General features: G+C 71.6%; 19 protein-coding genes and 4 tRNA genes. 15 read left to right on the top strand and 8 right to left on the bottom strand.

Annotation, left to right across the window (positions count from 1 at the left end):
- Positions 1-45: 45 nt before the first annotated feature.
- Genes ACGF3H_RS22465 through ACGF3H_RS22455 form a run of 3 tightly spaced genes read right to left on the bottom strand, consistent with a single transcriptional unit; the run spans position 46 to position 1,624 of the window.
- A complete protein-coding gene (locus tag ACGF3H_RS22465; RefSeq protein WP_362489350.1) occupies positions 46-933 on the bottom strand; it encodes a DUF2637 domain-containing protein in 888 nt (295 codons plus the stop codon).
- Positions 930-1,355 carry a hypothetical protein gene (locus ACGF3H_RS22460; RefSeq protein WP_362489352.1) on the bottom strand — a complete coding sequence of 142 codons (426 nt, stop codon included), beginning with the start codon at positions 1,353-1,355 and terminating at the stop codon, positions 930-932. The genes ACGF3H_RS22465 and ACGF3H_RS22460 overlap by 4 nt, the downstream gene beginning before the upstream one ends.
- Entirely contained in the window at positions 1,355-1,624 is a 270-nt protein-coding gene (locus tag ACGF3H_RS22455) for a DUF6284 family protein (protein ID WP_362489354.1), read from the bottom strand. The genes ACGF3H_RS22460 and ACGF3H_RS22455 overlap by 1 nt, the downstream gene beginning before the upstream one ends.
- A gap of 764 nt (positions 1,625-2,388) precedes the next feature.
- Here ACGF3H_RS22455 and ACGF3H_RS22450 point away from each other — a divergent pair.
- The gene (locus ACGF3H_RS22450) at positions 2,389-3,396 is read left to right on the top strand and encodes an XRE family transcriptional regulator (protein WP_362489356.1); all 1,008 of its coding nucleotides are present in this window, start codon (positions 2,389-2,391) and stop codon (positions 3,394-3,396) included.
- On the opposite strand, the gene ACGF3H_RS22445 is transcribed toward ACGF3H_RS22450, so the two are convergent.
- Positions 3,380-4,168, bottom strand: a complete 789-nt coding sequence (locus tag ACGF3H_RS22445; protein WP_362489358.1) for an NUDIX domain-containing protein — start codon at positions 4,166-4,168, stop codon at positions 3,380-3,382. The two genes, ACGF3H_RS22450 and ACGF3H_RS22445, sit on opposite strands and share 17 nt — an antisense overlap.
- Before the next feature lie 97 nt (positions 4,169-4,265).
- Between ACGF3H_RS22445 and ACGF3H_RS22440 the strand changes: the two genes are divergently transcribed.
- Both ACGF3H_RS22440 and ACGF3H_RS22435 read left to right on the top strand, forming a co-directional pair.
- Positions 4,266-4,372: transfer RNA gene (locus tag ACGF3H_RS22440), tRNA-OTHER, on the top strand.
- Positions 4,373-4,655: 283 nt separating this feature from the next.
- Entirely contained in the window at positions 4,656-4,868 is a 213-nt protein-coding gene (locus ACGF3H_RS22435; protein WP_362489360.1) for a hypothetical protein, read from the top strand.
- Between the two features lie 7 nt (positions 4,869-4,875).
- Here the strand turns inward: ACGF3H_RS22435 and ACGF3H_RS22430 are convergent, their stop codons facing one another.
- Together ACGF3H_RS22430 and ACGF3H_RS22425 are read right to left on the bottom strand one after the other, a co-directional pair.
- Positions 4,876-5,532: an NAD(P)H-binding protein gene (locus ACGF3H_RS22430; protein ID WP_362489362.1), complete on the bottom strand. Its 657-nt coding sequence runs from the start codon at positions 5,530-5,532 to the stop codon at positions 4,876-4,878.
- A gap of 531 nt (positions 5,533-6,063) precedes the next feature.
- Complete coding sequence (locus ACGF3H_RS22425; protein WP_362489364.1) at positions 6,064-7,374, bottom strand: amidohydrolase family protein; 1,311 nt, start codon at positions 7,372-7,374, stop codon at positions 6,064-6,066.
- A gap of 282 nt (positions 7,375-7,656) precedes the next feature.
- Here ACGF3H_RS22425 and ACGF3H_RS22420 point away from each other — a divergent pair.
- The 9 genes from ACGF3H_RS22420 (at position 7,657) to ACGF3H_RS22380 (ending at position 13,391) form a co-directional block, all read left to right on the top strand.
- Positions 7,657-7,729, top strand: a tRNA-Thr gene (locus ACGF3H_RS22420).
- 46 nt (positions 7,730-7,775) lie between these two features.
- A tRNA-Met gene (locus ACGF3H_RS22415) sits at positions 7,776-7,848 on the top strand.
- Between the two features lie 89 nt (positions 7,849-7,937).
- Positions 7,938-8,102 (top strand): 50S ribosomal protein L33, encoded by a 165-nt coding sequence (rpmG, locus tag ACGF3H_RS22410; protein ID WP_003948671.1) that lies wholly within the window; start codon positions 7,938-7,940, stop codon positions 8,100-8,102.
- 119 nt (positions 8,103-8,221) lie between these two features.
- Positions 8,222-8,674, top strand: a complete 453-nt coding sequence (locus ACGF3H_RS22405) for a MaoC family dehydratase N-terminal domain-containing protein (protein ID WP_362489366.1) — start codon at positions 8,222-8,224, stop codon at positions 8,672-8,674.
- A gap of 8 nt (positions 8,675-8,682) precedes the next feature.
- The gene (locus ACGF3H_RS22400; protein ID WP_362489655.1) at positions 8,683-9,135 is read left to right on the top strand and encodes a MaoC family dehydratase; all 453 of its coding nucleotides are present in this window, start codon (positions 8,683-8,685) and stop codon (positions 9,133-9,135) included.
- A 128-nt stretch (positions 9,136-9,263) separates the two neighbouring features.
- Complete coding sequence (locus ACGF3H_RS22395) at positions 9,264-9,854, top strand: TetR/AcrR family transcriptional regulator (RefSeq protein ID WP_362489368.1); 591 nt, start codon at positions 9,264-9,266, stop codon at positions 9,852-9,854.
- 102 nt (positions 9,855-9,956) lie between these two features.
- Positions 9,957-11,426: an MFS transporter gene (locus ACGF3H_RS22390; protein WP_362489369.1), complete on the top strand. Its 1,470-nt coding sequence runs from the start codon at positions 9,957-9,959 to the stop codon at positions 11,424-11,426.
- Positions 11,427-11,514: 88 nt separating this feature from the next.
- The gene (locus ACGF3H_RS22385) at positions 11,515-12,570 is read left to right on the top strand and encodes a UDP-N-acetylmuramate dehydrogenase (protein WP_362489371.1); all 1,056 of its coding nucleotides are present in this window, start codon (positions 11,515-11,517) and stop codon (positions 12,568-12,570) included.
- Positions 12,571-12,722: 152 nt separating this feature from the next.
- Positions 12,723-13,391 carry a hypothetical protein gene (locus ACGF3H_RS22380; RefSeq protein WP_362489373.1) on the top strand — a complete coding sequence of 223 codons (669 nt, stop codon included), beginning with the start codon at positions 12,723-12,725 and terminating at the stop codon, positions 13,389-13,391.
- Here the strand turns inward: ACGF3H_RS22380 and ACGF3H_RS22375 are convergent.
- Together ACGF3H_RS22375 and ACGF3H_RS22370 are read right to left on the bottom strand one after the other, a co-directional pair.
- Positions 13,372-14,412 carry an adenosine deaminase gene (locus ACGF3H_RS22375; protein ID WP_362489374.1) on the bottom strand — a complete coding sequence of 347 codons (1,041 nt, stop codon included), beginning with the start codon at positions 14,410-14,412 and terminating at the stop codon, positions 13,372-13,374. The genes ACGF3H_RS22380 and ACGF3H_RS22375 overlap by 20 nt on opposite strands.
- Positions 14,413-14,536: 124 nt before the next feature.
- Positions 14,537-15,763: a pyridoxal phosphate-dependent aminotransferase gene (locus ACGF3H_RS22370; RefSeq protein ID WP_362489376.1), complete on the bottom strand. Its 1,227-nt coding sequence runs from the start codon at positions 15,761-15,763 to the stop codon at positions 14,537-14,539.
- 270 nt (positions 15,764-16,033) lie between these two features.
- On the opposite strand from ACGF3H_RS22370, the gene ACGF3H_RS22365 reads away from it, so the two are divergent.
- From ACGF3H_RS22365 to nusG, 3 genes are all read left to right on the top strand, one after another.
- Positions 16,034-16,106: transfer RNA gene (locus tag ACGF3H_RS22365), tRNA-Trp, on the top strand.
- A gap of 108 nt (positions 16,107-16,214) precedes the next feature.
- Positions 16,215-16,502, top strand: coding sequence for a preprotein translocase subunit SecE (gene secE, locus ACGF3H_RS22360; RefSeq protein ID WP_362489378.1), 288 nt, complete (start codon positions 16,215-16,217; stop codon positions 16,500-16,502).
- 80 nt (positions 16,503-16,582) lie between these two features.
- Positions 16,583-17,485, top strand: coding sequence for a transcription termination/antitermination protein NusG (nusG, locus tag ACGF3H_RS22355; RefSeq protein WP_362489380.1), 903 nt, complete (start codon positions 16,583-16,585; stop codon positions 17,483-17,485).
- The last annotated feature ends 16 nt before the right edge of the window (positions 17,486-17,501 follow it).

Genomic DNA, 17,501 nt, shown 5'->3' with positions numbered 1-17,501 from the left:
CCAGACCGCCGTAACCCGAGCAGAGCGAACCGATGCGCAGGCCGCTCATGCCGCCGCCCCGGCGCGCTCCGCCCGTAGGGTGTCCCGCAGCGCCCGCGCGTTGGCCGGGGACGTGCGCACCACCCGCCGGATGCCCTCGGCGGTCACCTTCGCGTCCGGCCAGTCGGCCGTCGCCTGCCGTGCTTCGGCGAGCAACTGTTCCGGCGTGCGCTTGGGCCGGGTCGACTTCGCCACCGCCGGGACACGGCCCGTGGCACGGCGCGGCCGGGTCGACTCGGCCGCCACCGCACGCCGCTCGATCGGCGCGGGGACCGGGGTGATCGAGGGGGGCGGCTTGGCCGGGAGGGTCGACTTCAGGAAGCCGACGGCCACCGGCCGGGGCAGCACCGTCATGTTCGGGGTGATCGGTGCCGGGGTCGATACCGGGAGGTCAGCCGTAGACCGTTTCGTGTCGGTCTCGGTCGATTCCTCCGCATTCGCGACCCGCGCCGCAATCGGGTTGGGGCGGTGGTGCAGCACCTTGGCGACCAGATCGGAGCCGAAGTAGATCGACCCGACCGGCAGCGACGTGGCCAGCAGCACGAGCGCCCAGTTCGCCGGGTCCCACTCCGCCAGCCGCGACCAGTCGACCGATCGGCCGTGCAGCTCCGGGACCAACCCGTGCACGTAGTTCAGGACGAGCGAAGCGATCGTGTAGGCCCCGAGCACCCGCAGGGCGAAGCGGCGGGCGTTATCGGCGAGCACGAGGGTGGCGACCAGGGCGAGCGCCATCAGGCCGTCGACCACGAACGGGTAGAGCGTCGCCGCGGTGGCGTCCGCGCCGACCGCGCCGGCGATGTCCCGCAGCGCGTTCCACGACACACGGAAAGCCATGCCTACCACGGCGACTAGGGCGAGCACGAGGGCGGTGCGGCCCTTGCGGTGAAGGTTCATGACCGCCCCTCCAGCCACGGGAAGGGGTGCATGTGGTGGGCGGCGCGGAAGATCCGCAGGGCCACCCCGGCGGGGGCGTCGGGCTTGGCGACCGGGCGAGCGTCGGCGATCGAGGCCATCATGCGGGTGGCGTGGTGCTCGCATCCGTCGGCGCCGGCGTTGTCCTTGTCGATGATGGTCACGACGACCGGGCCACCGCACGGCGTCGGGTCCTCCGGGTGCGCGGCCGGGCACCGGACGACGTTCCCGGAGGGCGTCTCGTCGACCATCTCGATCAGCCGCTCCACGGCGACTTCGAGACGGCCGATCATGCGGGCCATGGCGCTGCCGTCCAGCAGGTCCACGCTCCCCGCAGCCGCCAGGGCTTGGCGGGCGGCGACGATGGTCCAGCGGTCGAACTCGGTGAGGTCGAAGCGGGACATCAGGCGGCACCCCCCGGCGCGGACGCGCCAGCCGCGCGGTTGACCAGCGCGACCCGGGCGGCCAGCGCGCGGCGGCGGGCCCGGCGGATGCGCCGCTCGTCCACCTCGGTCGGCGTGCGGTCGAGGGTGACGATGTGCGCGTCCAGCAGGTCGACGTCCGCGAGGATCACGGGCATCTCCTGCTCGATCGCGTCCAGCTCGGCGGCCGTGGGTTCCATCCACGGCTCGAACGCGGTAACAGCGTCCTGAACAGTGACGATGTGGTTCATGGGTCGTGGTTCCTTCCAGCGAGGAACGGCCCGAACGCGGCTCCCGGGTGGCACCCCGGGAGCCGCTTGCCGTTGGAGTCGGTTCCGGCTCCCCTCAGCGCTGCTCGTACGAGACGAACAGCGGAGGCAACCGGCCGCCGCGAGCAGCGCGGCGGAGGGCTGAGGTTCGAAGCGGCAGATGCCGCGAAAGTTCTGCGGATGTCAGATCACGCAATGCCAGTCACCGCCCCGAGGGGGCGGATCAGGGCAGGTCACCCGGCCCGACATGGACGGTCGGGATGGTGACCCGCACCCATCGACCGCACGTGTTCATGCGGCTGGGTCGGCACTCTGTTGAGTTCTCCACAGCGCGTCCTCCGGGCCGTGCGTCCGGGCGCTGCCTCGCACACCGTGATTCCGGGACCCGCCCGTCATCTGGTGCGCACCAATAGACTGCATCTGGTGCGCACCAGTGTCAAGGTGGTTCGCTGGTTCGGGTGGCGGTCGAACCGCCGCGGTGCATTTCCAGAAGACCTCTAGAGGCAGGGTCGCCGGTAGCCAACAGGGCTTAACTTTCGGCCTGTTAACCCCTGTTGACCTGCGGCAACGTGCGTCAGGCTGACAAGGTGTTGTGAGGCAAGCCAACGCCGGGAGGTGGGCCCGTGAGTGCGGGACTTCGGAGTGCGCGGACAGCGCGCGGATGGTCGCAGGAACGACTGGTTCGCGAGATCGAGCAGTTCGCCCGACGGAACCTCACGGACGTTGCGTCAACCGCGAGTCTGCGGGTGTACGTGTCCGAGTGGGAGAACGGCAAGCGCACCATTTCGGACCGGTACGCACGCATCCTGCGGCAGCTCCTCGGTGTCACGGACGGGGAGCTACGGGACTTCGACCCGGCTCCCGTGGCACCGACCGCCGACGGCTACGACGACCTCTTGAGCCGGATCGATTCGGCCAGCAGTGTCAGCGAGTCCATGGTGAAGATGTTCAACGACCAGACCGAACTACTGCGGACGATGGACCGCCAGAGGGGCGCCGCGGCCTTGGTCGATCAGATGTCCGGCCATCTGTCCGCCCTGGAAGACGCGCTCAACTTTGCCGTGCTGCCTTCCGCCCGTCGGCCCGTGGCGCTCGCACTCGCCGGCGCCTCAACTCTGGCAGCGTGGCAGGCAATCGACTCGGGGGCCGTTGAGCGGGCGTGGCGGCACTACGAACTTGCTAAGCGCGCGGCGCGTGATGCCGAAGAGCCCATGTACCTGGCCCATGCCATGGGCGAGCAGGCTTACGTGCTCTGCGAAGCGGGACGGCCGGCGCTCGCCGTCGACCTCGTCCGAGATGCTCAGCGCACCGTCGGGCAAGCCGGTTCCGCCCGACTCCGGGCATGGCTGTATGCCGCAGAAGCTGAGATGTGCGCGCACGCCGACATGCCGGACGACTGTCGGCGCGCACTGGATGCGGCCATGGCCGTCATCCCGCCGGGCCCCGAAGACCGGGACCCGGACATGCTGAGCATCTTCCTGAACGGCGCCCATCTCGCCCGGTGGCAGGGCAACGTGCTCGCCCTGCTCGGGGAGGAGTCGGCGGTGACCAGCCTTTACGCCGCGCTTGAGGTGATGGACCCGACGTTCGTTCGCGCACGCGCTGGCCTCCACGCCGACCTTGCCCAAGCGCACCTCACACGAGCCGAGTACGACGACGCCAGCACACACCTGCGTCAGGCTCGGCTGTTGGCGAGCCGGACCGGTTCGGTCCGGCAGCGCCGTCGCGTCGACCTGCTCACTGCGCGGTTGTGAGTCCCTGGGTGCGTCGGGCCGCCAGGATGTGTAGGAGAGCGACCAGGGTGCCCGAGCCCAGCAGCTCACCGCGGGCCATGAGCCCAGGGATGTCCGCCAGCGGTACCCACTCGATGTGGCCGGCCTCCTCCAGGTCGGTCGGCTCGCCGACCTTCTCGGCGCCGTGCGCTACGAAGATCTCGTGTGGCGAGTCGACCATGCCGACCATGGGCTGATAGCTCACGACGTGTTCCAGCGCCTTGGGCCGCCATCCCGTCTCCTCGACGGTCTCCCGCAGCGCCGTGTCCGCCGGGTCTTCCCCCTCGTCGACGATGCCGCCGGGGAGTTCCCAGCCGAATTGCTGCGGAACGAAGCGGTACCGCCACATCATCAGGACGCGGTCCTGATCATCGATGACGGCCGTGACCGCCACGTGGTGGAGCCTCACGACGTGGTGTTCGAACCGCTTCACTCCCGGGGGCTCCACGTCCCAGAGCTGGAGTCTGACCCATCGGTTGTCATACACGTCGCGCTCGCCGTGGATGCGCCAGGGTTCCAGCCCTTCCGGACGCTGAACGCTCACCGCGCCCGGTACCCGGTACGAACTCCGTCCCCGCACCTCCAACTGTCCTTCGGAGACGAGACGGGCGAGGACCTGCCGTAGTGCCGTCCGGCCGATGTCGAGTTCTTCCACGAGTGTGCGTTCTGAGGGGAGCTTGTCACCGGGCGCGTACTCGCCTGCCGCGAGTCGCGCGCGAAGCGTCTCGTAGACCTTGGTCGTCTTCGGTCCCATCCGCGGAGCACTCTCCGTTCTGACGTGGTGCGTACCAGCGTAGCGGGGATGGGTCACGCTTCCTCCGGTCGTCCGATGGCCCATGGGGCACGTGTGGGGCAGTGGAGTCTCCAAGGGGGGATAGGCGCAGGTCAGGGCGTGATCGTCGCGCAGACTGTAAATCTGCCGGCTCAGCCTTCCCAGGTTCGAATCCTGGCGCCGCCACAAGACCGAAAGGGTCTGTGACCAGCAGCAATGCTGATCGCAGACCCTTTCGGCGTTCCCGGGGTGGTGAATCGGCGGCAGAGCGGGCGTCATGCGGCGCCTGACGGCGGGAGGCGCCGGCCCGGCGAGGCGTCGGTGGCGCCCGGACGGCGGGCGTCCGGTCTGCAGACGCGAGGCGGCAGACGCGCGAGGCGGCAACCGTGCGGCCGGTCGCCGGAGTTGCCGGTTGCCCGCCCGGACGACTCGAGGGTCACCTGGCGGTCGCGCGTCCTACGCTGGGACCATGTCGTCGCGTCGCAGGACCTGCCCCGAGTGCCGTCGGGAGATCGCCGTCGTCGCCGGGCGTTTCGCACGGCACGATCCGCCCGGGGCGCGGGCCGTCGGGGGGCTCATGTCCTGCCCCGGCTCCCGGCGGTTCGCCGAGTCGGACGCCGCCCAGCCGACGCTGGACGGTTACGTCGTCCCGGACTTCCCCGGGCAGTTGCCTCTGTTCTGAGGGGGGCTCAGTTCCCGGCCACCGACTTCACGGCGACCGACACCGGCGCCGAGCCACTGATCAGCTCGAGGGTCAGACCGGCCGTCGCAGGCGTGTCGACGAGTTCCGCCAGTACGGCGGCCACGTCGTCCCGCGGGACGGGACCGCGGCCGGTGTGGGCCTCCAGACGCACCAGGCCGGTGCCGGCGTCGTCCGTCAGCCGGCCGGGGCGCAGGATCGTCCAGTCCAGGGCGTCCTGCGCGCGCACGTACGCGTCGGCCTCGCCCTTGGCGCGCAGGTACGCGTCGAAGATCTCGTCCCCCGTGTGCGCCGGGTCGGCGCCCATGGACGACACGATCACGTGGCGCCGTACGCCCGCCCGGACGGCCGCGTCCGCGAAGAGGATCGCCGCCGCCTTGTCCACCGTGTCCTTGCGGGCCGCCCCGCTGCCCGGGCCCGCGCCCGCCGCGAAGACCGCCGCGTCCGCGCCCCGCAACCGCTCCGCGACCTCCTCGACCGAGGCCGACTCGAGGTCGAGCACGACCGGTTCGGCACCGGCCGCGCGCAGATCGTCGGCCTGCTCGGCCTTGCGGATGATGCCCGCCACCTCGTCACCGCGCGCGGCGAGCAGGCGCTCCAGCCGCAGCGCGATCTGACCATGACCACCAGCGATGACAATGCGCATGTCTTCGACCGTACGCCCCGACGGCCGCCCGCGCCGCACGACTTCAGCCGCTTCCGACGCGCCCCCGGGCCCCACACCGGTGCACCCCCACCTCCCCGTCGGACCGCCCGCAGGAATCTCTCCGACGCCCATCCGACTCCCGACCGTGCGGCTCCCCGCGGGTCCTCTCCGACACCCATCCGGCCCGACCGTGCGGCCCCTCGCGACGCCCCCCGTCGGCTCCTCTCCGACGCCCATCCGGCTCCGACCGGCCGGTCCCTCGCGACGCTCCCCGTGGGTCCCTCCGGCGCGCACCCGGCTCCCGACCGTGCGGCTCCCCGCGGGTCCTCTCCGACGCCCATCCGGCTCCGACCGGCCGGTCCCTCGCGACGCTCCCCGTGGGTCCCTCCGGCGCGCACCCGGCTCCCGACCGTGCGGCTCCCCGCGGGTCCTCTCCGACGCCCATCCGGCTCCCGGCCGGACGCTCCCCCGCAGGCCCCTCCGGCGCGCGCCCGGCTCCCCTTCGGCCGGCTCCTCGCGACGGCCCGCCCCTCACTCCGGCCCCCACCCCTCGGGCCGTTCCCCGCGCCCGCGACCCTGCCGCGGCAGCCCCAGCTCCGTCGAGGTCGAGGTCGAGGTCGTCGCGTCGCCGTACTCCCGTACCGCGCTCGTCCGGGCCACCACCCGCCCCCGGTGCACCACGATCCGGCCGTAGGCCAGCGACAGCGCGCCCGCGAGCCCGTCCCCGCGCACCGCGAGCAGCTCGGCCGGGAAGCCCGCCTCCACCCGCACCTCGGGCAGGCCCAGCGTCGCCCGTGCCGTGCCGCTCACGGCGTCGTAGGCGTCCTCGGGGCGCAGCCCGTGGCGTGAGGCCAGCAGGTACGCCGCCTCCAGCGGGTCGCCGCGCCCGACCGGGTTGGACACGTCGCGCAGCGCCCCGCTCCCGGCGGCCACCCGCACCCCCGCGGCCCGCAGCAGCCGCACCGGGGCGATGCCCTCGCGGCGATCGGCGCCCCCCTCCCCGCCCTGGGCGCAGGGCCCCTGCGGCAGGCACAGCACGGCGACCCCGGCCGCCGCCAGCCGGTCCGCGGCCCGGGAGGCCACGTCGGCGGGCAGCCGGCCCAGGGCGTCGCAGGGCCCGACGGTCACCCCGGGACGCAGTCCGCCCGCCATCGCCGCCAGCCGGGCCAGCCGCGCCGGGTCGGCGGCGTCCGTGTGCAGGTCGACGGGGCAGCCGTGTTCGGCGGCGACCTCCAGGACGGACTCCACGTACCCCGCCGGATCGGGGTCCAGGTCCGGGCACCCGCCCACCACGTCCGCGCCCATCTTGACCGCGTCCCGCAGCATCACCAGCCCGTCGGCCCCGGCCACCCCGGTCAGCACCCTCGGCACGGCCACCGCCGTCAGCTCGGCCAGCCCGCGCAGCGTGCGCCGCGCCCGCAGGACGGCGATCAGGGCGCCCAGCCCCGGCACGTCGCCCACCCGCACATGGGTCCGCAGCGCGGTCGCCCCGTGCCCCAGCTGGAGCAGGGCGGCCTCGGTGACCCGGCGCTGGACGTCCTCGGGCTCGTGCGAGACCGGGCCGGGGACGTCGGCCGTGAGCGCCGTGTCGCCGTGGGCGTGGGGTTCGGCGGGGGCGGGCAGGAGGAGGTACCCGGTGAGGTCGACGCGTGCGCAGGGCCCGGAGGGGTGGGCCGCCGTCAGACTGCCGGCCGTGCCGACCGCCTCGATGCGCCCGCGGCGCAGCCGTACGTCCACGGTCCGGCCGTCGGTGAGCCGTGCCCCGGACAGCAGGAGTGCGCCGTGGCCGGCCGGGCCCGGGGGGACGGGCGAGTGGGGCGGCTGTGGCTGGCTGTCGGGCATCGCACTCCTCTGGGCTCGGGACTGCGCAGTGGCGAACGCAAGATCACGCAGAGTGCGGTCGAGCCTAGGACGGTGATCTGCCCGTGGCGCGGAGGAGCGCAATAGTCGTACCGGTGCGGGCCGCGCCGCCCGAGGTGGTGCGCGCGGCGGCCGGATCCGTGCCGACGGCCCCGCCGGGACGGTGCGCGTGGGGCTTCGCGGGGCCCCGGGGACGGGACGGGGCAGGGTCGGCGAAACGGATTTGGGCGAACGGCGGGCGACCGTGTAATGTCTTCATCGCTCGCCCCAATAGCTCAGTCGGCAGAGCGTCTCCATGGTAAGGAGAAGGTCAACGGTTCGATTCCGTTTTGGGGCTCTGGTGTGAGAGGTTCCCGCCGCGAGGCGGGGCCCGATCGCATCACAGCGGTGTAGCTCAGTCGGTAGAGCAAGCGGCTCATAATCGCTGTGTCACCGGTTCAAGTCCGGTCACCGCTACTTCTGGTAGCCGATTGCGGGGTCGGTCCTTCAATCGGCTACTCTTTCCTGCGTTAATACCATCAATCCGTTCGTCAAGGAGCACTCACGTGGCTGCCACCGACGTCCGCCCGAAGATCACGCTGGCCTGCGTGGAGTGCAAGGAGCGGAACTACATCACCAAGAAGAACCGGCGTAACAACCCGGACCGTCTTGAGATGAAGAAGCACTGCCCGCGTTGCAACGCGCACACCGCGCACCGCGAAACGCGATAAATCAGGCTCGTACGCGAGGCCGTCCCCGTAATTTGGGGACGGCCTCGCGTCGTTGTGTCCGGCGGTAGCCGCAGAGACAGCAGCAGTAGTCGCAGACAGCAGCAGGAGGTTGCGAGCCGATGGCGCTCGACCAGTCGTTCGTGGGGCGGACCTACCCGCCCACCGAGCCCTACGAGGTGGGCCGGGAGAAGATCCGCGAGTTCGCGGAGGCGGTGGGGGACGCCAATCCGGCGTACACCGACGCGGAGGCGGCGAAGGCGCTCGGCCATCCGGATGTGATCGCTCCGCCGACCTTCGTGTTCTCGATCACGTTCAAGGCGGCGGGCCAGGTCATAGAGGACCCGCAGCTCGGCCTGGACTACAGCCGCGTGGTGCACGGGGACCAGAAGTTCGCCTACGTCCGCCCGGTGCGGGCCGGTGACCGGCTCACGGTCACCTCCACCATCGAGGCGATCAAGTCGATGGCGGGCAACGACATACTGGACATCCGCGGCGAGGTCCACGACGAGGCCGGCGAGCACGTCGTGACCGCCTGGACCAAGCTCGTGGCCCGCGCGGCCGAGGAGGCGTGAGCATCACCATGACGCAGCCCCACACGCATCCCGCGGCGGCGAAGGTCGCGTACAGCGAGGTCGAGGTCGGCACCGAGCTGCCCGCGCAGAGCTTCCCCGTGACCCGCGCCACGCTCGTGCGCTACGCGGGTGCCTCCGGTGACTTCAACCCGATCCACTGGAACGAGAAGTTCGCCAAGGAGGTCGGTCTGCCCGACGTCATCGCGCACGGCATGTTCACCATGGCCGAGGCGATCCGCGTGGTGACCGACTGGACCGGCGACCCGGGCTCGGTCGTCGAGTACGGCGTCCGCTTCACCCGGCCCGTCGTCGTCCCGAACGACGACCAGGGTGCCGTGATCGAGGTCAGCGGGAAGGTCGCGGCCAAGCTCGACGACAACACCGTCCGCGTCGACCTCACGGCCACCAGCGCCGGCCAGAAGGTCCTCGGCATGTCCCGCGCGGTCGTACGGCTGGCCTGACGGCTCCCGGCGCGGCGGCCCGCCGCGTGCCCGGCCAGGGGCGTCCTCCACGGAGGGCGCCCCTCGCCGTTGCCGGGCGCCGTGCGGGGGCTTGACGGAGTTAGTGATTGAGTACTAACTTACGTCCCATGGTCAGGATGAGCGCAGAGGAGCGGCGCGAGAGCGTCATCCGCGCGGCGATGAGCGAGTTCGCCCGGGGCGGCTATTACGGCACGTCCACCGAGGCCATCGCCAAGCGGGTGGGCGTCTCCCAGCCGTACCTCTTCCGGCTCTTCCCGAGCAAGAAGGCGATCTTCCTGGCGGTGGCCGAGCGCTGCCTCCAGGACATGCGCCGGGTCTTCGAGTCGGCGTCCGAGGGCCTGCACGGCGAAGAGGCCCTCGCGTCCATGGCCGCGGCCTACACCCGCCTGATCAGCGAGCAGCCCGAGAGGCTGCAGATGCAGTTGCAGGTGTACGTCACGGTCGCGGCGGCCGAGGCGGAGGGCGACCACGAGTTCGGCGAGATGGTCCGCAACGGCTGGATGGAGCTCTGGGACGCCGTTCACCTGCCCCTCGGCGGCGACGTCGAGGAGACGGCGAACTTCATGGCGTACGGCATGCTCATCAACACCCTGGCCGGCATGGGCTTCCCGCCGGAGCACCGGGTCTGGAGCGGCTTCCACACCAAGCCGCACCGCACCGGCGCTCAGGGACGGCCGCCGGTGCAGGAGACCGCGTAAGGGCTGACGGCGGTATGGCGACGGCCCTTCTGCGCGCCCTCGAAAGTTAGTCAGCAATCACTAATCGACCACGACAAGCAGTGCACACCCTCTGGGGGAGAGATGTCACAGCAGAACGCACGCCGCGGGTCAGCAGGCTGGGCCCTCGTCATCACCAGCGTCGCCGGTTTCATGGCGGCCCTGGACAACCTCGTCGTCACCACCGCCCTGCCCTCCATCCGCGAGGACCTCGGCGGCGCGCTGCACGACCTGGAATGGACCGTCAGCGCCTACACGCTCACCTTCGCGGTGCTGCTGATGTTCGGCGCGGCCCTCGGCGACCGCTTCGGCCGCCGCAGGCTCTTCCTGGTCGGGCTCACCGTCTTCACCGGCGCCTCCGCCGCCGCGGCCATGGCGCCCGGCCTCGACTCCCTCATCGCCGCCCGAGCGGTCCAGGGCGTGGGCGCGGCGATCATGATGCCGCTGACACTGACCCTGCTGACGGCCGCCGTGCCCGCGGAACGGCGCGGGATGGCGTACGGCATCTGGGGAGCCGTCAACGGCCTCGCCGTGGCCTCCGGACCCCTGGTCGGCGGCAGCCTCACCGAGCACATCTCGTGGCAGTGGATCTTCTGGCTGAACGTTCCCCTCGGCCTGGCCCTGCTGCCGCTCGCCCGTCTCCGCCTCGCCGAGTCGCACGGCACCGGCGCACCGCTCGACCTCCCCGGCACGCTGCTCGCCAGCGGTGGACTCTTCGGCCTCGTCTACGGCCTGGTCCGCGGCCCGGTGGACGGCTGGACCGGCGCCGTCGTGCTGACCGCCCTGATCGCCGGAACCGCGCTGCTGGCCTGCTTCGTCGCCTACAGCACCCGCGCCGAGAACCCGATGCTCCCGATGCGGCTGTTCCGCTCCCGGGCCTTCGCCGGCATCAACGCGGCGAGCCTGCTGATGTTCCTGGGGATGTTCGGATCGATCTTCCTGCTCAGCCAGTACATGCAGGGTGTGCTCGGCTACTCGCCGACCGAGGCCGGCCTGCGCATGCTGCCCTGGACCGGCATGCCCATGCTGGTCGCGCCGATCGCCGGCATCCTCGCGGACCGGATCGGAGGGCGCCCGGTCGTCGCCACCGGACTCTTCCTCCAGGCGGCCGGCCTGGGCTACCTCGCCTCCGTGGTCACGGCCGACGCCACCTACGCCGCCCAGCTGCCCGGCCTCGTCCTCAGCGGCATCGGCATGGCGCTGTTCTTCGCTCCCGCCTCCGCCCTGGTGATGTCCAGCGTCCTCCCGAAGGAGCAGGGCATCGCCTCCGGCGCCAACAACGCCCTGCGCGAGGTGGGTGGTGCGCTCGGCATCGCGGTCATGGCCTCGATCTTCGCGGCGCAGGGCAGCTACGACTCCGGGCAGACCTTCGTCGACGGACTGCGGCCCGCGGTCGCGGTGGGCGCCGCGGTCGTGGCGCTCGGCGGCGTCGCGGCCCTGCTGGTCCCGGCCCGCCGCCGGAACGACGAGGCGCTCACGGACGGTCCCGCACCCGAACCGGCTCCCACCGCCGCGAAGCCGCTCGCGGCGGCGGGTGAGCCCTCCTCACGCTGACGCGCAACGGTGAGAAGCGCCCCGGCCGCTCGGCCGGGGCGCTTGCCGTTGCCCCGGGCCGTCGGTGCCGTCTCGTAGTCTTGAGCGCGTGCAGGAACTCCACGACGCCCCCCTCGCCCCGCTGACCACCTTCCGGCTGGGCGGCCCCGCGACCCGGCTGCTCACGGCCACCACCGACGCCGAGGTGATCGCCGCCGTCCGCGAGGCCGACGACACCGGCACCCCCCTGCTGCTCATCGGCGGCGGATCGAACCTGGTCATCGGCGACAAGGGCTTCGACGGCACAGCCCTGCACATCGCCACGCGCGGCCTCTCGCTCGACGGCACGACCCTGGAGCTCGCGGCCGGCGAGGTGTGGACCGACGCCGTCGCCCGCACCGTCGAGGCCGGGCTGGCCGGCATCGAGTGCCTGGCCGGCATCCCCGGCTCGGCGGGCGCGACCCCCATCCAGAACGTGGGGGCGTACGGCCAGGAGGTCTCCGCCACGATCACCGAGGTGATCGCGTACGACCGCAGGAACCGCGAGACGGTCGCCCTCGCCAACGCCGACTGCGCCTTCGCCTATCGCCACAGCCGCTTCAAGGCCGAACCCGAGCGGTACGTCGTCCTGCGCGTCCGCTTCGCGCTGGAGGACGCCGACGGGCTCTCCGCCCCGCTGCGCTACGCCGAGACGGCCCGCGCCCTCGGTGTCGGGACCGGCGGCCGGGTGCCGCTGGCCACCGCCCGCGAGACCGTGCTGAAGCTGCGCGCCGGCAAGGGCATGGTCCTGGACCCCGAGGACCACGACACCTGGTCCGCCGGGTCGTTCTTCACCAACCCGATCCTCACCGACGAGGAGTTCGCCGCCTTCCGGGCCCGTGTGGACGAGCGCCTCGGGAGCGAGACCGAGCCGCCCGCCTTTCCGGCGGGGGAGGGCCGCGTCAAGACGTCGGCGGCCTGGCTGATCGACAAGGCCGGCTTCACCAAGGGCTACGGCGCCGGGCCGGCCCGCATCTCCACCAAGCACACCCTCGCCCTCACCAATCGCGGCGAGGCGACGACGGAGGACCTGCTCGCCCTGGCCCGCGAGGTCGTCGCAGGTGTCCACGAGGCGTTCGGCGTCACGCTGGTCAACGAGCCGGTGACGGTGGGCGTCAGCCTCTAACATCTAGCGGGACGCGCCGCGGCTGGGCGGGGGCGGTGCGCGGCCCGGCGCTGCCGGGGCGCCCTTGCGTCCACTCGTGCCCCTGTCCGGGCGGAATCTCCGTTGCCGACGGACCCTCCCGACCGGCACGCTCGGACCATGAGGCGTCCTCCATGCGGCTGAGACTCACCGAGTACCGCCCCCGCACCGGCCCGCACACCCACCGTGTCGTCCAGCCGCGCACCCCCCTGCGCCACACTTCGCTCCGCGACCCGGAGAACGCCTACGGCATGCTCATGGGCGACCACGACGGACTGAACCGGCTCGCCGGCCTGTTCTCCTTCGCCGCCTGCTCACGCCGCACGATCGTGCACGTCCCGCTGCGCGACGGCGTACCGCCCGACGAGGGACAGGGCGACCTGGTCGACCTGGTGCTGGCGCACCCGGAGGCCGGCCTGCGCCCCACCAAGTGGCCCGAGCTGCGCCGCGGACTGGGACGCGGCACACCGCTGACCGTCCGGACCGACGAGGCCCGCACGGCCCGCGACGCCCGGGCCCGGCTCGACCGCCCGCACGCCCGCGACACGCTGCGGCACACCACGCACGCGCGCACGTACGTCCTCATCGGCGAGCGCGGCGCCTTCGCCTCCGCCGCGACCGCCCTCGCCGAGGCGGCCGGCCGTGGCCCGCGGGCCAGGGGCGTCAGCCAGGGGCACGCGGCGTTCGTCACCTGCCTGCACGGCGAACTGGCACCGGACCCCCGCCCCTGGCGGCACCCCGAGATCGTGATCGCCTTCAAGCCGTATCCGCCGTACGCCCACTTCAGGCGGCCGGGGCGCTGAGCCAGGCGTCGATCCCGGCCAGCAATCCTTCCTGCACGCCCCGCGGGGCCGCCGAGCCGCGCACGGACTGCCGGGCCAGCTCCGCCAGCTCCGCGTCCGTGAAACCGTGGGAATGCCGTGCGATCTCGTACTGCGCCGCCAGCCGCGAACCGAACAGCAGCGGGTCGTCCGCGCCCAGCGCCATCGGCACCCCCGCCTCGAAAAGGGTCCGCAGCGGCACGTCCTCGGGCTTCTCGTACACGCCGAGGGCCACGTTCGACGCGGGACACACCTCGCAGGTCACCTGCCGGTCCGCGAGCCGCTTCAGCAGCCGCGGGTCCTCCGCCGCCCGCACGCCGTGCCCGATGCGGTCCGCCTCCAGGTCGTCCAGGCAGTCCCGCACCGACGCCGGCCCGGTCAGCTCGCCCCCGTGCGGCGCCGACAGCAGCCCGCCCTCGCGCGCGATCGCGAACGCCCGGTCGAAGTCCCGGGCCATGCCGCGCCGTTCGTCGTTCGACAGCCCGAAGCCGACCACGCCCCGGTCCGCGTACCGCACCGCCAGCCGGGCCAGCGTGCGCGCGTCCAGAGGATGCTTCATCCGGTTCGCGGCGACCAGCACCCGCATCCCGATCCCGGTGTCCCGCACGGTCGTCTCCACCGAGTCCAGGATGATCTCCAGCGCCGGGATCAGCCCGCCCAGCCGGGGCGCGTACGACGTCGGGTCCACCTGGATCTCCAGCCACCCCGAGCCGTCCCGCAGATCCTCCTCCGCGGCCTCCCGCACCAGCCGCTGGATGTCCTCCGGCTGCTGGAGGCACGAACGCGCCGCGTCGTACAGCCGCTGGAAGCGGAACCAGCCCCGCTCGTCCGTCGCCCGCAGCTTCGGCGACTCCCCGGCGCTCAGTGCCTCGGTCAGCGTCTCGGGCAGCCGCACGCCGTGCTTGTCGGCCAGTTCCAGCAGGGTGGTGGGCCGCATCGACCCGGTGAAGTGCAGGTGGAGATGGGCCTTGGGCAGTTCAGAGACATCACGTACACGCTCCATCCGGTGATCCTGCCGCACGACACGCCCGGCCCGACAGCACTTTCCCCGTACGTGGTCTTGCTCGTACAAACGAACAGGGGCCACACCGGAACGTTCCGGTGCGGCCCCTCGGACGGGGGGACGGTCAGTCCCGCGCCTCCGCCAGCAGCTTCTGGATGCGGCTCACGCCCTCGACGAGGTCCTCGTCGCCGAGCGCGTACGACAGCCGCAGGTAACCGGGCGTGCCGAAGGCCTCGCCGGGCACCACCGCGACCTCGGCCTCCTCCAGGATCAGCGCGGCCAGCTCCACGGTGTCCTGCGGACGCTTGCCGCGGATCTGCTTGCCGAGCAGCCCCTTGACCGACGGGTAGGCGTAGAACGCGCCCTCCGGCTCCGGGCAGAGCACGCCGTCGATCTCGTTGAGCATCCGCACGATGGTGGTGCGGCGCCGGTCGAAGGCCTCCCGCATCTTCGCCACGGCGTCCAGGTCGCCGGAGACCGCGGCCAGGGCCGCCGCCTGCGCGACGTTGGACACGTTGGACGTGGCGTGCGACTGGAGGTTCGTCGCGGCCTTGACGACGTCCTTGGGGCCGATGACCCAGCCCACCCGCCAGCCGGTCATCGCGTACGTCTTGGCGACACCGTTGACGACGATGCACTTGTCGCGCAGCTCGGGCAGCAGCGCCGGCATGGAGACGGAGAAGGCGTCGCCGTAGACGAGGTGCTCGTAGATCTCGTCGGTCAGCACCCACAGGCCGTGCTCGACGGCCCACCGGCCGATGGCCTCGGTCTGTGCCTCGCTGTACACGGCACCCGTCGGGTTCGACGGCGAGACGAAGAGGACGACCTTGGTCTTCTCCGTGCGCGCGGCCTCCAGCTGCTCCACGCTCACCCGGTAGCCGGTCGTCTCGTCGGCGACCACCTCGACCGGCACACCGCCGGCCAGCCGGATCGACTCGGGGTACGTCGTCCAGTACGGCGCCGGGACGATGACCTCGTCGCCCGGGTCGAGGATCGCGGCGAACGCCTCGTAGATGGCCTGCTTGCCGCCGTTGGTGACCAGGATCTGCGACGGGTCGACCTCGTAGCCCGAGTCGCGCAGCGTCTTCGCGGCGATCGCGGCCTTCAGCTCGGGCAGTCCGCCGGCCGGCGTGTAGCGGTGGAACTTCGGGTTCTTGCAGGCCTCGATCGCGGCCTCGACGATGTAGTCGGGCGTCGGGAAGTCGGGTTCACCGGCGCCGAAGCCGATCACCGGTCGCCCGGCGGCCTTGAGGGCCTTGGCCTTGGCGTCCACGGCGAGGGTGGCGGACTCGGAGATCGCGCCGACTCGGGCGGAGACCCGGCGCTCGGTGGGAGGGGTTGCAGCGCTCATGGGGCCCATCGTTCCAGACCGGAAACCTCCCCGGCACACGGGTTTCACGGACTGAACATGACCGGGCAAAAGGCTGAACAACAGTCCGGATCCACCGCGCGGCCTGGGCGATCTTCGGCCGACATCGCCGGCGGGGCGCTCCACGGGCCCTTTCTGTTCGACGCCCGGCCCGCGAGCACGTACACTCTCACCTCGTTGGCCTTCAGCGGGCCGCACACACTCGGTGCCCACAGGCACTCGGGCGGATGCGGTACGTTGGGGGACACACAAAGGGTCGTAGCTCAATTGGTAGAGCACTGGTCTCCAAAACCAGCGGTTGGGGGTTCAAGTCCCTCCGGCCCTGCTACACACACCTTCGCCAGGATGTGTGCGCATGTACGTACAGCAATGCAACGCCGTGCGGCTCAGACCGGGCGCGGCACGGCCACGACCCGGAATCAGGTGAGGACGAGTGACGGATGCCGTGGGCTCCATCGACATGCCTGATGCCCAGGACGAAGCGCCGGACTCGAAGAAGAAGCCTCGCAAGGGCGGCAAGCGGGCCAAGAAGGGCCCGCTGAAGCGTCTCGCGCTCTTCTACCGCCAGATCGTCGCGGAGCTGCGCAAGGTCGTCTGGCCCAGTCGTAACCAGCTGACGACGTACACCATGGTCGTGATCATCTTCGTTGCCATCATGATCGGCCTGGTGACTCTGATTGACTATGGTCTCAGCCACGCCGCCAAGTACGTCTTCGGCTGAGTCGAGAGCGAAGGGCGCCGAGGTACCCGGCGCCCCTTTCGCGTGTTCCACCCCTATGTATCCAGGAAGAAGCAGCCACCGTGTCTGACCCGAACGTGAACGACGCCGTTGAGCCTCGCGGGGAGGCTGTCGAGTCCGTCGAGGACGAGCTCGGCCTTGTCGAGGGCGCGGACAACGAGGACACCGAGACCTCCGACGAGGTCGAGGCTGCCGACGCCGTCGTCGAGGTCGAGGACGAGGCTGCGGAGGCCGAGACCGACACCGCCGAGGACGCCGCGGACGCGGAGACCGCCGAGGACGACGCCGCCGAGGACGACGCCGCCGCGGAGGCCGCGGACGCGGAGACCGCCGAGCCCGAGCCCGAGCTCGACCCCATCGAGAAGCTCCGTCAGGAGCTGCGCGTCCTGCCCGGCGAGTGGTACGTGATCCACACCTACGCCGGTTACGAGAACCGCGTGAAGACCAACCTCGAGCAGCGCGCCGTCTCGCTCAACGTCGAGGACTACATCTTCCAGGCCGAGGTGCCGCAGGAAGAGGTCGTCCAGATCAAGAACGGCGACCGCAAGACGATCCGCCAGAACAAGCTGCCGGGTTACGTCCTGGTCCGCATGGACCTGACCAACGAGTCCTGGGGCGTCGTCCGCAACACCCCCGGCGTCACCGGCTTCGTGGGCAACGCCTACGACCCGTACCCGCTGACGCTGGACGAGATCGTCAAGATGCTCGCCCCCGAGGCCGAGGAGAAGGCCGCCCGCGAGGCCGCCGAGGCCGAGGGCAAGCCGGCTCCGCAGCGGAAGGTCGAGGTCCAGGTGCTGGACTTCGAGGTCGGCGACTCGGTCACCGTCACGGACGGCCCGTTCGCCACGCTGCAGGCCACGATCAACGAGATCAACGCCGACTCGAAGAAGGTCAAGGGCCTCGTCGAGATCTTCGGCCGCGAGACCCCGGTCGAGCTGAGCTTCGACCAGATCCAGAAGAACTAGTTCTTCTCGGACGTAC

The sequence above is a fragment of the Streptomyces sp. NPDC048185 genome (assembly GCF_043202495.1).
In the GTDB taxonomy this organism is placed as follows: domain Bacteria; phylum Actinomycetota; class Actinomycetes; order Streptomycetales; family Streptomycetaceae; genus Streptomyces.
This window is presented reverse-complemented; position numbering and strand designations above follow the sequence as displayed.